This window comes from Dickeya lacustris, from assembly GCF_029635795.1.
Classification (GTDB): Bacteria; Pseudomonadota; Gammaproteobacteria; order Enterobacterales; family Enterobacteriaceae; genus Dickeya; species Dickeya lacustris.
Genome location: NZ_CP114280.1, coordinates 3,926,885 through 3,943,913 on the forward strand (window position 1 = coordinate 3,926,885; position 17,029 = coordinate 3,943,913).

Here is a 17,029-nt window from a genome sequence, read left to right on the forward strand (position 1 = left end):
GTGTTATACCTCAAGCAGGCTGTCTGGCAGCGCTTTGCCGCATAATATCATCGACAGTGTTTCTATCTCTGCCCAGACTGATTGCCCGTAGTGCTGCTTTAATGTTATCTCGAGTCGTTTAAGTAATGTCACGGCTTGCTGCAACTGGGGCATCGTCAGGCGTTGTAGCGCGAGAGTCAGTAATGAACGGCGGTTCTGCCATACCTTATGCTGGTCAAACAGCGTACGTAATGGTGTGGTTGCCATCTGTCGCTTGAGCTGTAGCAATAACAGTAGTTCTCGCTGGAGAGTGCGTATCAGAATAACGGGCTCGCACTCTTCCTGGCGCAATTGGTGCAAAATATGCCAGGCCCGTTTGCTTTTTGCGTTGAGAAGGGCATCCAGCCAATGAAATGGCGTGAAATGCGCGGCATCATTGACCGCCTGTTCGACGCGCGGCAAGGTCAGCTTCCCATCAGGATACAGCAGGGACAGACGCTCTAAGGCCTGAACCAACGCCAGTAAGTTTCCTTCGTAGCAATAACAAATTAGCTGGCTGGCGGCGCTGTCTAGCTCTAGCTTCATTTTTTTGGCGCGCAAATCGACCCAACGCGGCAGGTGTTCCTGCTCGGGCGTCATACAGGGAATATAAACCCCCTGCTGTGATAATGCCTTAAACCAGGTGCTATTTTCCTGCGCCTTGGTCAGTTTACTTCCTCGAATAATCGGTAAGATATCCGGGTGTAATAGCGTTGCCAGTTTGAGAAGCTGCTCGCTGATGGGGGCGGAAACACCCGTTTCTGGCAAGATCAGCAAGAGTGTCTGGCGGGTAGCGAACAGGCTTAAGGCCTGACAGGTGGCAAAGATAGCATCCCAGTCGGTATGGTTATCGAGCGTAAAACTAAAATGCTCCGTAAAACCCTGCTGGGCAGCAACCTGACGAATGCAATCCTGACTTTCTTGTAGCAGTAACGGCTCGTTGCCAAACAGCAAATAACAACCGCGCAGCCCCTCATGGAGCTGTGCGGTGAGTTGCTCAGGATAGAGACGAATCATGGGTGTGCCGGTTTAGCTGCCGCCGTTTGCGGTTTACTCTTTTCGGCTTGCGTCCCTTTGATGGTGAGCAGTTTGCGCACCAATTGTTGGGCCGCCTGCTCATGCATCTCTCTTAGGATAATATCCTGCTCGGCCTCTTTCGCCAGTGCGGCAAGAGGGTTGTCAAAAAATGAGCGGAATACGGTGACGCTGATCGGGTAAATATCACTGCCGGGTATCAGCACCTGTGCTTTCACATCCAGAATAAGTTGATACTCTGCGGTTTTCCCATCCTGAAAGATGGAAACGGTACTGCGCGTCAGCGTTTCCCCCATAAAACGCAGTGAAGGAATGTCTTTACGTTTGGCATCCTCAACGACGTTGATATTGCTCAGACGCAACTGTTCCCGAATGGCGCGTGTCGTTGGGCCATAAGGGTCGCCACTATCGAGCATCATCGTGTGAAATTGCTCTGGAAGCTGAGTGGTGCCGCGCAGATGAAAGCCGCAGCCGGCGGTCATTAAGACCACCAGCCCCAGCACCAGCGAGAAAAACGGGTGTCGCACAGTACCTCCTTGGCTTAACCCACAACCAGGTTAAGCAGTTTACCTGGAACGAAAATCACCTTGCGCACGGTTACGCCATCCAGGTATTTCGCCACCAATGGCTCCTGGGCTGCGCGTTCACGCACTTGCTGTTCAGTCGCGTCAGCCGCGACGGTGATTTTGCCACGCACTTTACCATTGACCTGAACCACGACCAGGCGAGAGTCCTCAACCATGGCCTGCTCATCAGCCACCGGCCACGGCGCTTTATCGATGTCACCTTCGCCTTGCAGTTCGCGCCAGAGCACGAAGCACACATGCGGTGTGAACGGATAGAGCATACGCACCACCGCCAGCAGGGTTTCTTGCGTCAGCGCACGGTCTTGCTCGGAGTCCTGCGACGCTTTGGCCAGCTTGTTCATCAACTCCATGATTGCAGCGATCGCGGTGTTGAATGTCTGGCGACGGCCAATATCATCGGTGACTTTGGCAATGGTTTTATGTAAATCGCGGCGCAGTGCTTTTTGATCTTCGCTCAATGCAGCGACATCCAGCGCGGCAACGCCGCCTTTGCTAGTGTGATCGTAAACCTGTTTCCACACGCGCTTGAGGAAGCGGTTTGCGCCCTCTACGCCGGATTCCTGCCATTCCAGCGTCATTTCGGCAGGGGAGGCGAACATCATGAACAACCGCACGGTGTCAGCGCCATAACGCTCAACCATCACTTGCGGGTCGATACCGTTATTTTTCGATTTCGACATTTTGCTCATGCCAGCGTACACCAGTTCGCGGCCTTCTTTATCGAAGGCGTTGAGGATGCGGCCTTTCTCGTCGCGTTCTAACGTCACGTCTACTGGTGAAACCCAGATACGCTCGCCATTGTTACCGACATAGTAGAAGGCATCGGCCAGCACCATACCCTGACATAACAGTCGTTTGGCGGGCTCGTCAGAGCTTACCAGACCGGCATCGCGCATCAGTTTATGGAAGAAACGGAAGTACATCAGGTGCATGATGGCGTGTTCAATCCCGCCAACGTATTGATCAACCGGCAACCAATAGTTAGCGGCAGCCGGGTCTAACATCCCTTCGTTGTACTGCGGGCAGGTGTAGCGTGCGTAATACCAGGAGGATTCCATGAAGGTATCGAAGGTATCGGTTTCACGCAGTGCAGGCTTGCCATTAACCGTGGTTTTTGCCCACTGAGGGTCGGCTTTGATTGGGCTGTTGATGCCGTCCATGACGACGTCTTCAGGTAAAATCACCGGCAACTGATCTTCTGGCGTGGGGATAACTGAGCCGTCTTCCAGCGTCACCATCGGGATAGGTGCGCCCCAGTAGCGCTGGCGGGAAACGCCCCAGTCACGCAGACGATAGTTGACCTTGCGCTGACCGACACCTTGAGCGACCAGTTTGTCGGCGATCGCATTAAAGGCGGCATCAAACGCTAATCCGTTAAACTCACCGGAGTTAAATAAGCAGCCTTTCTCGGTTTGCGCACTGGCGGATAAATCTGGCTCTGTGCCATCGGCATTAAGGATGACGGGTTTAATCGGTAAGTGGTATTTGTGTGCGAATTCCCAGTCACGCTGGTCGTGGCCTGGTACGGCCATGACCGCACCGGTGCCATACTCCATTAACACGAAGTTGGCTGCCCAAACCGGCACTTTCTCACCGGTGAGGGGGTGAATGGCGAACACGCCCGTTGCCACTCCTTTTTTCTCCATCGTCGCCATATCCGCTTCGGCCACTTTGGTATTCCGGCACTCATTAATAAAGTCTTGCAGCTCAGGGTTGTTTACCGCCGCATTCAGTGCCAGCGGATGACCGGCTGCCACGGCCACGTAGGTCACACCCATAAAGGTGTCTGGGCGGGTGGTGTAAACGGTCAGCGTGTCGTTACTGTCTGCAACGTCAAACGTTATCTCAACGCCTTCCGAGCGGCCAATCCAGTTGCGCTGCATGGTCTTGACCTGTTCAGGCCAGCTTTCCAGCGTATCGAGATCGTTGAGCAATTGGTCTGCGTAAGCGGTAATTTTAATGAACCATTGCGGAATTTCTTTGCGCTCGACTTTGGTATCACAGCGCCAGCAGCATCCGTCAATGACCTGCTCATTTGCCAGCACGGTCTGGTCATTCGGACACCAGTTCACTGCCGATGTCTTTTTGTAGACCAGGCCTTTTTCATACAGTTTGGTGAAGAACCACTGTTCCCAACGGTAATAATCAGGTTTGCAGGTGGCGATTTCACGATCCCAGTCGTAACCGAAACCTAACAGTTTCAACTGGTTTTTCATGTACTCGATGTTGTCATACGTCCAGGGCGCCGGGGCCGTGTTGTTTTTTACTGCGGCACCTTCGGCTGGCAGGCCAAATGCATCCCAGCCAATCGGCTGGAGCACGTTTTTACCCAACATACGTTGATAACGGGAAATCACATCACCGATGGTGTAATTACGGACATGCCCCATGTGTAGACGGCCAGAAGGATAAGGCAGCATGGAAAGGCAATAGTATTTTTCCTTGCCGGGCTCTTCGGTCACTTTGAACGTTTGTTTTTCTTGCCAGTGAAGCTGGACATGCGCTTCGATGTCTTCTGGGCGGTATTGCTCTTGCATGGCTGCCAGTGGTCCTTAATGAAAATTGCTAACGCGGTAGCATGTGCTGTTTCATGTCAAAAGATCCGCATAGCATAGCTGATAAGCGGCGGGCTCAACAACCGCTTGCAACGCCTGTGGCGGTGATTTCTGCCGTATACGCGTGTCATGGCAGGAAAACAGGGGATTGGGAAGCACCTCCCGGTTATTGCAGAAAAATCAACTACACTGGTGAGATAGAACGGGGAATCAGCCTCGCTAAGGTTGCTTCACGCTAAGGAGTCCCGATGAACAAAGTCATTCAGTATTATCGAGAACTGCTGTCGGCGGTAACGGAGTGGTTGGGCCGTGGCGAGCGCGATATCGACCGATTGATGCTACAAGCGCGCCAGTATTTGCAGGAAACGCAGGCGCTGACGCAAAAAGAAATCGAGCTGGTTATGGTGGCGCTTGAGCGCGATCTGGCCGCGTTCTCCATCAGTTATACGCACAATCAGCACACCTTTACTGACAGTGTGTTTATGCGCGTCATCCGTGAAAGTTTGTGGCAGAACCTGGCGGATATTACCGATAAAACGCAGCTTGAATGGCGCGAAGTCTTTAAAGATGTCAGCCATCATGGTGTGTATCACAGTGGTGAAGTGGTGGGGTTGGGTAATCTGGTTTGCGAACAGTGTTTTCACCATGTGACGTTCTATACGCCAGAGGTGTTGCCGCATTGCCCAAAATGTGGTCATGACCAGTTTCACCGTCAGCCTTTCTCACCCTGATATATCGCCAATACGCGGCAAGACCGGCGAAGCAGACACCTCATCAGGCGGCTGAAGCGCGCTGATGAGGTGATAAAACCGAACATCGGTATGTTAGTTAGTGCAGGATTTTTGCCAGAAAATCTTTCGCACGGTCAGATTGCGGATTACTAAAAAAGTCCTCTTTGCGCGTGTCTTCGATGATCTTTCCTTCATCCATAAAGATGACGCGGTGCGCGACTTTACGGGCAAAACCCATCTCATGCGTTACAACCATCATAGTCATGCCTTCCTGCGCCAGTTCTACCATGACGTCCAACACTTCATTGATCATTTCCGGGTCAAGCGCGGAAGTGGGTTCATCAAACAGCATTGCGACCGGGTCCATACACAATGCCCGGGCGATGGCGACACGCTGTTGCTGACCACCGGACAATTGTCCAGGGAATTTATTGGCATGAGCGGAGAGCCCCACACGGGCCAGCAGTTTCAGGCCTTTTTCGCGCGCAGTGTCTTTATTACGTTTTAGCACTTTGACCTGTGCCAGCGTCAGGTTATCTACAATCGACAGGTGAGGAAACAGCTCAAAATGCTGGAACACCATGCCAACTTTGGAGCGCAGTTGTGCCAGATTAGTGCGTTTATCGTTAACCTGAATCCCGTTCACCTCGATCTGGCCCTGTTGGATTGGCTCCAGGCCGTTGACGGTTTTGATTAGGGTCGATTTTCCAGAACCTGACGGCCCGCACACCACCACCACTTCACCTTTCTTAACTTCGGTGGAACAGTCGGTCAGGACCTGAAATTGACCATACCACTTAGAAACATTTTTCAGGAAAATCATCAAACTGTCCTTCTCTTCAAATAATTGACCAGCATCGAGGCTGAGAGGCTGATAGCAAAATACACCACGCCTGCGAACAGAATCATCTCTATCTGTGTACCATCGCGCTCGCCGATGGTCGTGGCAGTACGGAAAAAGTCGGCCAGACTAAGCACATACACCAGCGAGGTATCCTGGAACAGGACGATGCCCTGCGTCAGGAGCAGTGGGATCATGGCGCGAAAGGCCTGGGGCAGAATAACCAGTTGCATGGATTGCCAGTGTGTCATTCCCAATGCCAGCGCCGCAGATGACTGCCCTCTGGAGATACTCTGAATGCCTGCGCGAATAATTTCAGAATAATAGGCTGCTTCAAACAGCGAAAAGGCTACCATAGCCGATACCAGTCGAATATCGGTTTTCGGTGACAGGCCAAGCACATTTTGTAATAAGCTCGGCACAATCAGGTAGAACCACAGCAGCACCATCACCAGTGGTACGGAGCGGAACAGGTTAACATACAGTTTGGCGAACCAACTGACGGGTTTGATAGGCGATAAGCGCATAACCGCTAACACGGTTCCCCACACAATCCCGATTATCACCGCTGTCAGCGTTATTTTCAGCGTCACGCCTAGCCCTTGTAGCAGATAGGGCATGCTGGGGGGGATAGAACTCCAGTCAAAATTGTACATGATCACTTACTCCCCAGATGGCCCGGCAGGCGGGTTTTCCGTTCAACAACCTGCATAATCAACATAATGATGGCGTTGATACCAATGTAAGCCAGCGTGATAGCGCTAAACGATTCATACGCGTGTGCGGAGTAGTCCAGCAGTTTTCCTGCCTGCGCCGCCATGTCAACCAGGCCGATAGTAGAGGCTATAGCCGAGTTTTTGACCAGGTTTAGCATTTCTGACGTGAGCGGCGGCACAATCACCCGATACGCATTGGGCAGTAACACGTAACGATAAGTCTGGGGAAGCGTCAGTCCTATGGCCAGGGCCGCTGCTTTCTGGCCGCGTGGCAGTGACTGAATGCCCGCGCGTACCTGTTCACAGACACGGGCTGCGGTAAACATGCCAAGGCAGAACATTGAAGAGACAAAAAACTGGATGTTCGGGTCAAGTTCGGCCTTAAACCACATACCGATTTTGGCAGGTAGCAATTCCGGCACAACCAGATACCAACTGAAGAATTGTACGATTAACGGCACATTACGAAACAGCTCGACATAACACGTGCCGATGCTTGAGAGCAGGCGGTTAGGCACGGTACGCAAAATACCAAATAGCGAGCCCAACAAGAAGGCGATAACCCAGGCGCAAAGGGACAGTGAAATCGTGACCTTAAGGCCCGAAATAATCCACCCCAGATAGGTCGTATTCCCGAACGGGGCGGGTTGCAGGAAAATACCCCAGTTCCAATCTATTGACATAACGAACTCCGGTAAAAAAGGGGTAGCCTTCGCTACCCCGAAGATTGATGAGTGGCTTGTGGTTTCGCAGGATGGGGAACGACCACCCTGCGCCTGTCTGTCTTGCCACGAATCAGCAATCGGAAGGCAGATTACTGCCCTTTATTGTCATTATTAATTGGGTTATAGCGCCTTATCGTTCGGCGCTTTGAACAAGGCTTTCATGTCGTCAGACAATTCAAAGTTCATGTTCAGGTTTTTCGGTGGGATCGGGTTTTTAAACCAGGCCTCGAACCATTTGTCGGCTTCGCCCGAGGTTTGTACCTGACTGATTGTGGCATCGACCAATTGCTTAAATTGCGCGTCATCTTTACGCAGCATGCAACCATAAGCTTCACGGGACTGCGGAGTACCGGTAATGACCCACTCATCCGGCGTTTTGGCTTTGGCTCGCTCGCCTGCCAGCAGCGCATCATCCATCATGAAGGCAACGGCGCGACCACTTTCCAGCGTGCGGAATGAGTCGCCATGGTCTTTGGCACTGATGATACGAAGGTTGAGTTTTTTCTCTTCGTTCATTTTATTTAACAGCACCTCAGAGGTGGTGCCCGACGTCACAACGACCGCTTTACCTGCTAACTCGCTGAAATCTTTAATGCCGGAGTCTTTCTTGGTCAGTAGACGGGTGCCGATGATAAAGATGGTGTCTGAAAACGCGACCTGCTGTTGGCGTTCAAGGTTATTAGTCGTTGAGCCGCATTCCAGATCGTAAGTGCCATTTTGCAGTAACGGAATACGGTTTTGTGAGGTGATGGGGATAAGCTTGACCTGCAAGTTTGGCGCATCAAGTTTTTTCCTGACGGCTTCAACAATCTTTTCGGAGTAGGCCTGTGAGTACCCCACGACTTTTTGCTGGCTGTCGTAGTAGGAGAATGGCACGGATGATTCACGGTGGCCAATAACGATAACACCATTGTCTTTAACTTTTTTCAGTGTTCCCGTCAGCTCTTCTGCATAAGCCAGAGTGCTGCTTGTCGTGATCAACAGTAATGACAGTGCCAGTTTGCGCAATTGCATGTTCTAACTCCTTTGCTGTTGTTGTCGGTGCCAGCGTCTCACTGGGGTATTGACCAGCCATGCTGCACCGCGAAAGAGCGAATAAAACGCTGTCACATCTAAAAATAGCGGATTGTAAACATATTGAAACGATGATGTTTGTTTTTTGCGATACGCTCCGCACCAAAGTGCTGCAATAAAAACTTATGGCACTAGTTTGGTGCAGTGTGTGCTCTAAGAGAGTGCCTGAACCGCGCGCTCATCGCCGCCAACGGGCAACATCAATGTTTCCCTGGTAAACATAAGCAAGGGGTGTGCCAGAAATGCAACAAGACATGTCGGAACATGTCTTGTTGTGTGAAAAGCAGACGAAAGGATTAGCGTTGGCGGCGTAACAGCGCGATGGCGCCAAACATCGCTTCAACCAGCCACAATGGCCATGAGCCAAAACGGGCGTAAGGCGTTAAACCGGTTGCAGGCGTTACCTGTGCGGTTAGCACGGCCTGAGTGAACTGCGGCAGGCTGGCGCTGATGTCTCCTTCAGGTGTAATGACGGCTGTCACCCCATTATTGGTGGCCCGCAGTAAGGGGCGGCCTAATTCCAGCGCGCGCATCTGCGCCATTTGCAGGTGTTGCCAGGGGCCGATGGAGTGACCAAACCAGGCATCATTGGAGATGGTTAGCAGCATATCGGTGTCGGCTTGAAAGTTATCGCGTACTTGCTGGCCTAAAATAACTTCATAACAAATCGTGGCGGTTAGACGATAGCCGTTAACCACTAACTGTGGTTGCAGGTAATCGCCACGGCTGAATGCCGACATCGGTAAATCAAAAAACGGTGCCAATGGCCGCAACAGGGTTTCCAGCGGTACAAATTCGCCAAAAGGCACCAGATGATGCTTGTTGTAGCGGTTAACCGTTGGGTACTGATAGGGCTGTTTGTCACCTAATACAATAATACTGTTATAAAAATCGGTGCTGCCATTGTGGCGGCGCGCATCGACGATGCCGGTGATAAGACTGCTACGATGCTCATGCAGTTGCGCATCAAGTTGTGTCAGGTAGGGCTGCTGGCGTATTTCCACATCGGGTATGGCTGACTCGGGCCAGATAATGAGCGGCGCTTTATCCATCACCGCCACGGTATTTTCTAAATACACCTTGAGCGTATTGCGAAGCTCATTCGGATCCCATTTCAGCTCTTGCGCGATATTACCTTGCACCATCGCGACATTCACTGCGCGCTCTGGTTGAGGTGTATACCAATGTAATGAACGCAGCGGCCACGGCAACACAAGCAATGCGGCACCCGCCAGCAACGGTTTCCACTGCCGCTGGCTAAGGCCGAGTATCAGTAGCCCGCTAATCACTTGCAGTAAAAAGGTCAACGTATCAACGCCGCCTAACGGTGCGATGCCTTTGAGCGGGCCGTTGATTTGACTATAGCCAAATTGCAGCCAGGGAAAGCCAGTCAATACCCAACCCCGTAGCCACTCGGTTAGTTGCCAGAGCAGTGGTGTGGCGAATATCAACCGCCACCTGTTGGTGCGGGGCCAGATAGCGGTTAGCAGGGTGCTAAACAGCATCGGGTAGAGTGATAAATAGAGCGCCAGTAACACCACCAGCCCGACGTTTACCGGGCCTGGCATGCCGCCGAAATCAGCAATACTGTAATAGACCCAATGAATACCGGTGCCAAACAGACCAAAGCCCCAGAAAAAACCGATGGCGGCAGCCTGCCGGACGTGGCGCTGGAGAGTGAGCCCATGCAGGCCTGCCAGCGACACTATCGCGGCAGGCCAGTAATCATAAGGGGAAAACGACAGTGTGCCGCAGGCGCCGAATAAAAGCGCCAGCAGGAGGCGAGCCTGCTGGCGTTGCAGTAATGAGGCAACAGCCATGAATCAATCAATCTTCCAGTTGCGGTTGAGGAGTGTCATCAGGCACCCTGATATGAACCTGAATAATACGTCGGCTATCAGCCATCGCCACTTTAAACAAGTAACCGTCTATGTCGATGGTTTCGCCACGCGCGGGCAGATGACCAAACGCCTGCATCACCAGACCACCGATGGTATCCACTTCGTCGTCGCTGAAACGGGTGCCGAATGTTTTATTGAAGTCTTCAATCGGTGTCAGCGCTCGCACGGTATAAGTCTGGCGGTTGAGCTGGCGAATATCGCGGTCTTCTTCGTCATCATACTCGTCTTCGATTTCACCAACGATAAGTTCCAGAATATCTTCAATCGTCACCAAACCGGAGACGCCGCCGAATTCATCAATCACAATCGCCATGTGATAGCGCAACGAGCGGAACTCATTGAGCATGCGGTCAACCCGCTTGCTTTCCGGTACCACGACTGCCGGACGCAGCACTTTATCCATGCTAAACGGCTCTGACTGGCTGCGCATAAACGGCAGCAAATCTTTCGCCATCAGAATGCCTTCGATATGATCTTTGTCCTCACTGATAACCGGGAAACGCGAGTGTGCGGACTCAATAATAACGTCCAGGCACTCTTCGAGCGTTTGGTTATGCTTAAGAGTGATCATTTGCGAGCGGGGGATCATGATGTCGCGCACCCGTTGCTCGGCGATATCCATTACGCCTTCGAGCATATCGCGGATTTCCGGGTCGATTTGCTCTGAGTCGCGAATTAATGCCAGCAGATCATGATGATCTTTGGGTTCGCCATGGAAAATCTGATTGAGAAAAAGAGAAAAGAACCCTTTTTTGGGGCTGGGAGCATCGTTATTGGAAGAGTGGTCGTCGCTCATGGCGTCAGTGAATATCTCTCTTGTTTAGATATGTGACCAGCGGCGCGGCGGCTGCCATAACGGCACCGTTTTCGCCACTGGCGTGATTGGTTTACTCTACTGGCGTAACATACCGAATTTAGGGCTGGTCAGTAAAATGTTCTTTTTCAGCCAGGTATGGGTCGTTATAACCCATGCTTTGCATAATTTCCGTTTCCAGCGCTTCCATTTCTTCGGCTTCGCTGTCTTCGATATGATCATAACCTAGCAGATGCAGGCTGCCATGAACAACCATGTGGGCCCAGTGTTCCTCGGCGCTTTTTCCCTGTTCAACCGCTTCTTGTTCAACGACCTGACGACAAATGACCAAATCGCCCAATAACGGTAGTTCCACCTCTGGCGGCGCTTCAAACGGAAATGATAGCACGTTGGTCGGTTTGTCTTTGCCCCGATAAGTCAGGTTGAGGTGGTGGCTTTCCTCCTCGTCAACAATCCTGATTGTCACCTCGGACTCTTCCTGAAATGAAGGCAATACCGCCTCTAACCAGCGCTGGAAATCGGCCTGTGCGGGCAGCCCGTCAGACGAGGCGCTGGCGAGTTGTAAATCGAGGATAACCTGGCTCATTTGGGCTCCTGCTGGGTGGTTTGCGCATCGCGTTTACGCTGCTCTGCTTGTTCTTCGCGGCGTTTTTGATCGGCATTTTCCCAGATTTCATAAGCATTGACGATGCGAGCGACAACCGGATGGCGCACCACGTCTTCACTGTGGAAAAAGTTAAAACTGAGTTCTTCCACATTAGACAGCACTTCGATGGCATGACGCAGGCCGGATTTTTGATTACGCGGCAGGTCTATCTGGGTGATATCCCCGGTGATAACAGCTTTGGAATTAAAGCCGATACGGGTCAGGAACATTTTCATCTGTTCGATGGTGGTATTCTGGCTCTCATCGAGAATGATAAACGCATCATTTAGCGTACGGCCACGCATATAAGCGAGCGGCGCAACTTCGATGACGTTGCGTTCAATTAATTTTTCTACTCGCTCAAAGCCCAGCATCTCAAAAAGGGCGTCATAGAGCGGGCGTAGGTATGGGTCAACTTTTTGGCTCAAATCACCCGGTAGAAAGCCCAGTTTTTCACCGGCTTCTACCGCCGGGCGGGTGAGCAGAATTCGACGAATTTCCTGGCGCTCCAGTGCATCCACCGCCGCTGCAACTGCCAGATAGGTTTTCCCCGTCCCCGCCGGGCCGATGCCAAAGGTAATGTCATGGTCGAGAATGTGCGCGATATACTGCGCCTGATTGGGCGTGCGTGGCTTGATAACGCCGCGTTTGGTGCGAATATTCACCGCTTTGCCATATTCAGGCACACTATCAGCCGTCTGTTCCAGTACGCGAGACGCTTTAATCGCCAGATGAATCTGTTCCGGTTCAATATCGGGGATAACACCGCGCACCGGCGCTGTATCGACGTACAGATGGCGCAAAATGTCAGCGGCAGCTTCAATGCAAAGATCCTTGCCTGCCAGTTTGAATTGATTGTCGCGATGATTGATTTCTATGCCAAGGCGGCGTTCCAGTTGTTTGATATTGTCATCAAATGGGCCGCACAGACTAAGCAGACGCTGATTGTCTGCCGGTTCGAGGGCAATTTCTTTTATCGTTACGTTCAAACTATTCCTCTTGGAGTTACGCTAAATGAGTCATCAGGGAGTGCCGCTGCCAGCACGGGCGCAGCTATTTCTCTGATTATTTATCGTGAGACCGGCATGGCGCAAGTCACATTCGGTATAAGCGGGGTAGGCGTCAGCACTTGCGAGGCAATCTGGACTCAGCTATTCACCGCGTCAAGGGCATCGGGGAGGCATGGGAAATATAGCGGTGGGCAGTAAAACGGCAGGCATGCAGCCTGCCGTCGAACGATATCAAGGCTGGTAGATACCCACGCCAATCTCATTCTCTTTGCGGGTACGGGCTATCACATCCGCCGGAGACTCACTGACGCGCAGCGCCATTTGCTCTTCGGTACGCACCACCACGCCACGCAATGAATTTGGATAGACGTCAACAATTTCAACATCGACGAATTTACCTATCATGTCGGGAGTGCCTTCAAAGTTGACCACCCGGTTGTTTTCCGTGCGCCCAGACAGCTCCATGACATTTTTGCGCGATGTTCCTTCAACCAGTATGCGTTGTACGGTGCCCATCATACGGCGGCTGTACTGCATGGCCTGCTGGCTGATACGATCTTGCAGAATGTACAGGCGCTGTTTTTTCTCTTCTTCCGTGACATCATCCACCATATCGGCGGCAGGCGTCCCCGGGCGAGGAGAGTAAATAAAGCTAAAGCTCATATCAAAATCGACATCGGCAATAAGCTTCATGGTTTGCTCGAAATCTTCCTGCGTTTCACCGGGGAAGCCGATGATAAAGTCAGAACTGATGTGAATATCCGGGCGCGCTTTGCGAAGCTTGCGGATAATCGCTTTATATTCCAGTGCGGTATGGCGACGTTTCATCATGGTCAGAATACGGTCGGAGCCGCTTTGTACCGGCAGGTGCAGGAAGCTCACCAACTCGGGGGTGTCTTCATAGACGCTGATGATATCGTCAGTGAATTCAATCGGGTGGCTGGTGATAAAGCGAATGCGATCGATACCGTCAATGGCGGCGACCAGTCGCAGCAGCTCGGCAAAACTGCAAATCTCGCCGTCATAGGTGCTGCCGCGATAGGCGTTGACGTTCTGGCCCAACAGGTTGACTTCGCGCACACCTTGTGCGGCTAACTGCGCAATTTCGAATAGCACGTCGTCAACCGGGCGGCTGACTTCTTCGCCACGGGTGTAAGGCACTACGCAGAATGTACAGTATTTATTGCAGCCTTCCATGATGGAAACAAACGCCGTCGGCCCTTCGGCTTTGGGTTCTGGCAAGCGGTCAAACTTTTCTACCTCAGGGAAGCTGATATCCACGATAGGGCTGCGTGTTCCCTGAACGTGGTTAATCATTTCTGGCAGGCGGTGCAGCGTTTGTGGCCCAAAAATCACATCAACGTAATGGGCGCGCTCGCGAATATGTGCCCCCTCCTGTGACGCGACACAACCGCCGACGCCAATAATCAGGTTAGGGTTAACGTCTTTGAGCGTTTTCCAGCGACCGAGTTGATGAAATACCTTTTCCTGTGCCTTTTCACGGATAGAACAGGTATTCAGCAGCAGAATGTCGGCTTCTTCCGCGACCTCGGTCAGCTGGTAACCGTGTGTACTTTCCAGCAGGTCGGCTATTTTCGATGAATCGTACTCGTTCATCTGACAGCCCCAGGTTTTGATATGCAGTTTCTTTTTCATCGTCGTCATCGTCATCGACTAGTCAGTTACTCAGTGCGGGAAACACGCTTGCAGCGGGGCAGGCGTGCCTATGCGGGCGCGTATTGTAATCTTTTGCTGCCGTTGTGACCAGAGTGGGGAGCGCGCCGGTTTTCTGAAAAGCGGCTGGAAATCCAGTAGACTGAGCGGCATCGTGGGCGTTTGTGTTATCGCGCCATAAATGATGCAACAGAAAGAAAAGAGTGGGGCAAGTATGCATTTTGATGCGGTCATTGTCGGTGGCGGTATGGTGGGGGCGGCAGCTGCCCTTGGATTGGCTCAAGAGGGCCTTCAGGTTGCCGTCCTGGAGCAAGAGGCACCGCCGCCGTTTGTGGCTGGCAGCGCACCGGATGTGCGGGTATCGGCTATCGGCCAATCGTCGGTGCGATTGCTCGAGCAATTAGGTGTCTGGCAGCGAGTGTTGCAAATGCGCTGTACGCCTTACCGACGTCTGGAAACCTGGGAATGGGACAATGCCCATGTCCTGTTCGATGCCAGTGAGGTTAATCTTTCCGAGCTGGGCTTCATGGTTGAAAACCGCATCTTGCAATTGGCTTTGTGGCAAGGCTTGATGCAAACGTCGAACGTAACGGTATTGTGTCCTTGGGCGTTGTCTGATTTGCAACGAGAAGCATCATCATGGGTACTGCACAATACGCAAGGTGAGCACTTGCACACATCGCTGGTTATTGGTGCTGATGGGGCACACTCAAACATTCGCCAATGGGCAGGCATAGGGATTACCGGCTGGCAATATCGGCAGTCCTGTATGCTTATCAGTGCCGAGTGCGATGGCCCGCCACAAGACATCACCTGGCAACAGTTTACCCCCGCTGGCCCACGAGCGTTTTTACCCTTGTTTGACGGATGGTGCTCTCTGGTGTGGTATGACAGTCCGTCGCGCATTCGTCAATTACAGGCAATGCCGCTGGCACAACTGAATCATGCGATTGCAGATACGTTTCCCGCGAGATTAGGCACGGTGAAAGCCGCGGCAACCGGCGCATTTGCGCTGGTGCGTCGGCATGCGCAGCGTTATGTGTTGCCCGGGCTGGCGTTGATAGGCGATGCGGCGCACACCATTAACCCTTTGGCTGGTCAAGGCGTTAATCTCGGCTATCGTGACGTTTCTGCATTGCTTTCTGTTATTGCTAATGCGCGTCAGCAAGGTGAGAACTGGTCGGGTGAGCCGGTTTTACGTCGTTATGAACAGCAACGGCGGGCCGATAATTTGCTCATGCAAACGGGTATGGATCTGTTCTACACGGCGTTTAGTCACCGCCTGGCGCCAGTTGAGTTTGCCCGTAATTTGGCGTTGATGGCGGCGCAGCGCGCAGGAAAGCTTAAACAGCATGCATTGAAATATGCATTAGGGCTCTGAGTGGTGACAGCGATGCGAGTCTCTCTGTAGGCCCGATATCGTCATGCCGTTTTCGACTGCGCGGACTGCGGTTTTGTGACAAGAGCGATGTCAGTAAGGGACTACGTTTTTGTGGCGGCGGGTGAGCCTGCCGCCCGATCGTTTTATTTTTAGATTATCTATTTTTGAGGTAGTGAGAGTGATGACGTATTTATTTTTAGCATTAGCCATTGTGTCAGAGGTCATCGCCACGACGGCATTAAAGCAGTCTGAGAGTTTTACCCGGCTTATGCCGAGTCTTATTACGGTTGCGGGTTATGCGGTGGCATTTTATTGCCTGACTATCTCAATGCGAGTGCTGCCGACGGGGATTATTTATGCTATTTGGTCAGGCGTTGGCATCGTGTTGATTGCTGGAGTGAGCTGGATTTTTTACGATCAGCGGCTAGATTGGCCAGCACTCATTGGTATGGCGCTGATTATCGCGGGTGTGGCGGTGATTAACCTATTTTCTTCATCGGTAGCACATTGAGTGGGGCGAGGCCTGTTGGCGCAGGCAAATATAGCCATGTAATGTTAAGCAAATAATGGCGTTAGATAATTCAGAGAAAAACAAAAAGCCCGCGTTAGCGGGCTTTATTGTATGGCTGGGGTACGAGGATTCGAACCTCGGGATGGCGGAATCAGAATCCGCTGCCTTACCGCTTGGCGATACCCCAATTAAAGTGGTGGCTACGACGGGAATCGAACCTGTGACCCCAGCATTATGAGTGCTGTGCTCTAACCAGCTGAGCTACGTAGCCAAATTTTACTGCGCTATCGAAAAGTCGTTGACCATCGATATAAGTTGGCTGGGGTACGAGGATTCGAACCTCGGGATGGCGGAATCAGAATCCGCTGCCTTACCGCTTGGCGATACCCCAACAGGGCGCACACCATTATCTGATGTGTCTGACTTAAATATGGCTGGGGTACCAGGATTCGAACCTGGGGATGGCGGGATCAAAACCCGCTGCCTTACCGCTTGGCGATACCCCAATAAAACGTTACTGCTTACTTACCTGCATCGCACGGGATTAACCCGTAATATCTCGATGAAGATAATGGTGCGGGAGGCGAGACTTGAACTCGCACACCTTGCGGCGCCAGAACCTAAATCTGGTGCGTCTACCAATTTCGCCACTCCCGCAGAAAAAATGGTGGCTACGACGGGAATCGAACCTGTGACCCCAGCATTATGAGTGCTGTGCTCTAACCAGCTGAGCTACGTAGCCATCTTTTCCGCGTCACCTTCATCGGCGTTGCGGGGCGCATTATGCTAAGTTGGGCTTTTTCCGTCAAC

15 protein-coding genes and 6 tRNA genes are annotated in these 17,029 nt (G+C 52.1%); 3 read left to right on the plus strand and 18 right to left on the minus strand.

Annotated elements, in window-relative coordinates:
* Positions 1–3 precede the first annotated feature (3 nt).
* Genes holA through leuS form a run of 3 tightly spaced genes read right to left on the minus strand, consistent with a single transcriptional unit; the run spans position 4 to position 4,177 of the window.
* Positions 4–1,035, minus strand: a complete 1,032-nt coding sequence (gene holA / locus O1Q98_RS17740) for a DNA polymerase III subunit delta (protein WP_125258794.1) — start codon at positions 1,033–1,035, stop codon at positions 4–6.
* Positions 1,032–1,580, minus strand: a complete 549-nt coding sequence (lptE, locus tag O1Q98_RS17745) for an LPS assembly lipoprotein LptE (protein WP_125258795.1) — start codon at positions 1,578–1,580, stop codon at positions 1,032–1,034. The genes holA and lptE overlap by 4 nt, the downstream gene beginning before the upstream one ends.
* A gap of 14 nt (positions 1,581–1,594) precedes the next feature.
* On the minus strand, positions 1,595–4,177 hold the full coding sequence (gene leuS, locus O1Q98_RS17750) for a leucine--tRNA ligase (RefSeq protein WP_125258796.1): 2,583 nt from the start codon (positions 4,175–4,177) through the stop codon (positions 1,595–1,597).
* A gap of 266 nt (positions 4,178–4,443) precedes the next feature.
* On the opposite strand from leuS, the gene O1Q98_RS17755 reads away from it, so the two are divergent.
* Positions 4,444–4,926, plus strand: coding sequence for a zinc ribbon-containing protein (locus tag O1Q98_RS17755; RefSeq protein ID WP_125258797.1), 483 nt, complete (start codon positions 4,444–4,446; stop codon positions 4,924–4,926).
* A gap of 97 nt (positions 4,927–5,023) precedes the next feature.
* Here the strand turns inward: O1Q98_RS17755 and O1Q98_RS17760 are convergent, their stop codons facing one another.
* From O1Q98_RS17760 to miaB, 9 genes are all read right to left on the minus strand, one after another.
* Positions 5,024–5,749, minus strand: coding sequence for an amino acid ABC transporter ATP-binding protein (locus tag O1Q98_RS17760; protein WP_125258798.1), 726 nt, complete (start codon positions 5,747–5,749; stop codon positions 5,024–5,026).
* Entirely contained in the window at positions 5,749–6,423 is a 675-nt protein-coding gene (gltK, locus tag O1Q98_RS17765) for a glutamate/aspartate ABC transporter permease GltK (RefSeq protein WP_125258799.1), read from the minus strand. The genes O1Q98_RS17760 and gltK overlap by 1 nt, the downstream gene beginning before the upstream one ends.
* Positions 6,424–6,425: 2 nt before the next feature.
* Positions 6,426–7,166, minus strand: coding sequence for an amino acid ABC transporter permease (locus O1Q98_RS17770; RefSeq protein WP_125258800.1), 741 nt, complete (start codon positions 7,164–7,166; stop codon positions 6,426–6,428).
* 162 nt (positions 7,167–7,328) lie between these two features.
* Entirely contained in the window at positions 7,329–8,222 is an 894-nt protein-coding gene (locus O1Q98_RS17775) for a glutamate/aspartate ABC transporter substrate-binding protein (RefSeq protein ID WP_125258801.1), read from the minus strand.
* Between the two features lie 356 nt (positions 8,223–8,578).
* Positions 8,579–10,102 (minus strand): apolipoprotein N-acyltransferase, encoded by a 1,524-nt coding sequence (lnt, locus tag O1Q98_RS17780; protein WP_125258802.1) that lies wholly within the window; start codon positions 10,100–10,102, stop codon positions 8,579–8,581.
* Positions 10,103–10,109: 7 nt separating this feature from the next.
* The gene (corC, locus tag O1Q98_RS17785) at positions 10,110–10,979 is read right to left on the minus strand and encodes a CNNM family magnesium/cobalt transport protein CorC (RefSeq protein WP_125258803.1); all 870 of its coding nucleotides are present in this window, start codon (positions 10,977–10,979) and stop codon (positions 10,110–10,112) included.
* A 118-nt stretch (positions 10,980–11,097) separates the two neighbouring features.
* Positions 11,098–11,583, minus strand: coding sequence for an rRNA maturation RNase YbeY (gene ybeY / locus O1Q98_RS17790; protein ID WP_125258804.1), 486 nt, complete (start codon positions 11,581–11,583; stop codon positions 11,098–11,100).
* Positions 11,580–12,632 (minus strand): PhoH family protein, encoded by a 1,053-nt coding sequence (locus tag O1Q98_RS17795; protein ID WP_125258805.1) that lies wholly within the window; start codon positions 12,630–12,632, stop codon positions 11,580–11,582. The genes ybeY and O1Q98_RS17795 overlap by 4 nt, the downstream gene beginning before the upstream one ends.
* Positions 12,633–12,884: 252 nt before the next feature.
* Complete coding sequence (gene miaB / locus O1Q98_RS17800; RefSeq protein ID WP_125258806.1) at positions 12,885–14,309, minus strand: tRNA (N6-isopentenyl adenosine(37)-C2)-methylthiotransferase MiaB; 1,425 nt, start codon at positions 14,307–14,309, stop codon at positions 12,885–12,887.
* Positions 14,310–14,541: 232 nt separating this feature from the next.
* Between miaB and ubiF the strand changes: the two genes are divergently transcribed.
* Positions 14,542–15,708: a 3-demethoxyubiquinol 3-hydroxylase gene (gene ubiF / locus O1Q98_RS17805; protein ID WP_125258807.1), complete on the plus strand. Its 1,167-nt coding sequence runs from the start codon at positions 14,542–14,544 to the stop codon at positions 15,706–15,708.
* A 181-nt stretch (positions 15,709–15,889) separates the two neighbouring features.
* Complete coding sequence (locus tag O1Q98_RS17810) at positions 15,890–16,219, plus strand: DMT family transporter (protein WP_125258919.1); 330 nt, start codon at positions 15,890–15,892, stop codon at positions 16,217–16,219.
* Positions 16,220–16,331: 112 nt separating this feature from the next.
* On the opposite strand, the gene O1Q98_RS17815 is transcribed toward O1Q98_RS17810, so the two are convergent.
* The 6 genes from O1Q98_RS17815 to O1Q98_RS17840 all read right to left on the minus strand — a co-directional run bounded on the left by O1Q98_RS17815 (position 16,332) and on the right by O1Q98_RS17840 (position 16,961).
* A tRNA-Gln gene (locus O1Q98_RS17815) sits at positions 16,332–16,406 on the minus strand.
* Positions 16,407–16,413: 7 nt separating this feature from the next.
* Positions 16,414–16,490: transfer RNA gene (locus O1Q98_RS17820), tRNA-Met, on the minus strand.
* A 45-nt stretch (positions 16,491–16,535) separates the two neighbouring features.
* A tRNA-Gln gene (locus O1Q98_RS17825) sits at positions 16,536–16,610 on the minus strand.
* A 40-nt stretch (positions 16,611–16,650) separates the two neighbouring features.
* Positions 16,651–16,725, minus strand: a tRNA-Gln gene (locus tag O1Q98_RS17830).
* Between the two features lie 66 nt (positions 16,726–16,791).
* A tRNA-Leu gene (locus O1Q98_RS17835) sits at positions 16,792–16,876 on the minus strand.
* An 8-nt stretch (positions 16,877–16,884) separates the two neighbouring features.
* Positions 16,885–16,961 (minus strand) — tRNA-Met (locus O1Q98_RS17840).
* Between the last annotated feature and the right edge of the window lie 68 nt (positions 16,962–17,029).

What these genes read in the sequence shown, in the direction of transcription:
- holA (WP_125258794.1), bottom strand. Translation starts at nt 1,035, where the DNA reads ATGATTCGTCTCTATCCTGAGCAACTCACCGCACAGCTCCATGAGGGG.
- leuS (WP_125258796.1), bottom strand. Translation starts at nt 4,177, where the DNA reads ATGCAAGAGCAATACCGCCCAGAAGACATCGAAGCGCATGTCCAGCTT.
- O1Q98_RS17755 (WP_125258797.1), top strand. Translation starts at nt 4,444, where the DNA reads ATGAACAAAGTCATTCAGTATTATCGAGAACTGCTGTCGGCGGTAACG.
- O1Q98_RS17760 (WP_125258798.1), bottom strand. Translation starts at nt 5,749, where the DNA reads ATGATTTTCCTGAAAAATGTTTCTAAGTGGTATGGTCAATTTCAGGTC.
- gltK (WP_125258799.1), bottom strand. Translation starts at nt 6,423, where the DNA reads ATGTACAATTTTGACTGGAGTTCTATCCCCCCCAGCATGCCCTATCTG.
- O1Q98_RS17770 (WP_125258800.1), bottom strand. Translation starts at nt 7,166, where the DNA reads ATGTCAATAGATTGGAACTGGGGTATTTTCCTGCAACCCGCCCCGTTC.
- O1Q98_RS17775 (WP_125258801.1), bottom strand. Translation starts at nt 8,222, where the DNA reads ATGCAATTGCGCAAACTGGCACTGTCATTACTGTTGATCACGACAAGC.
- lnt (WP_125258802.1), bottom strand. Translation starts at nt 10,102, where the DNA reads ATGGCTGTTGCCTCATTACTGCAACGCCAGCAGGCTCGCCTCCTGCTG.
- corC (WP_125258803.1), bottom strand. Translation starts at nt 10,979, where the DNA reads ATGAGCGACGACCACTCTTCCAATAACGATGCTCCCAGCCCCAAAAAA.
- ybeY (WP_125258804.1), bottom strand. Translation starts at nt 11,583, where the DNA reads ATGAGCCAGGTTATCCTCGATTTACAACTCGCCAGCGCCTCGTCTGAC.
- miaB (WP_125258806.1), bottom strand. Translation starts at nt 14,309, where the DNA reads ATGAAAAAGAAACTGCATATCAAAACCTGGGGCTGTCAGATGAACGAG.
- ubiF (WP_125258807.1), top strand. Translation starts at nt 14,542, where the DNA reads ATGCATTTTGATGCGGTCATTGTCGGTGGCGGTATGGTGGGGGCGGCA.
- O1Q98_RS17810 (WP_125258919.1), top strand. Translation starts at nt 15,890, where the DNA reads ATGACGTATTTATTTTTAGCATTAGCCATTGTGTCAGAGGTCATCGCC.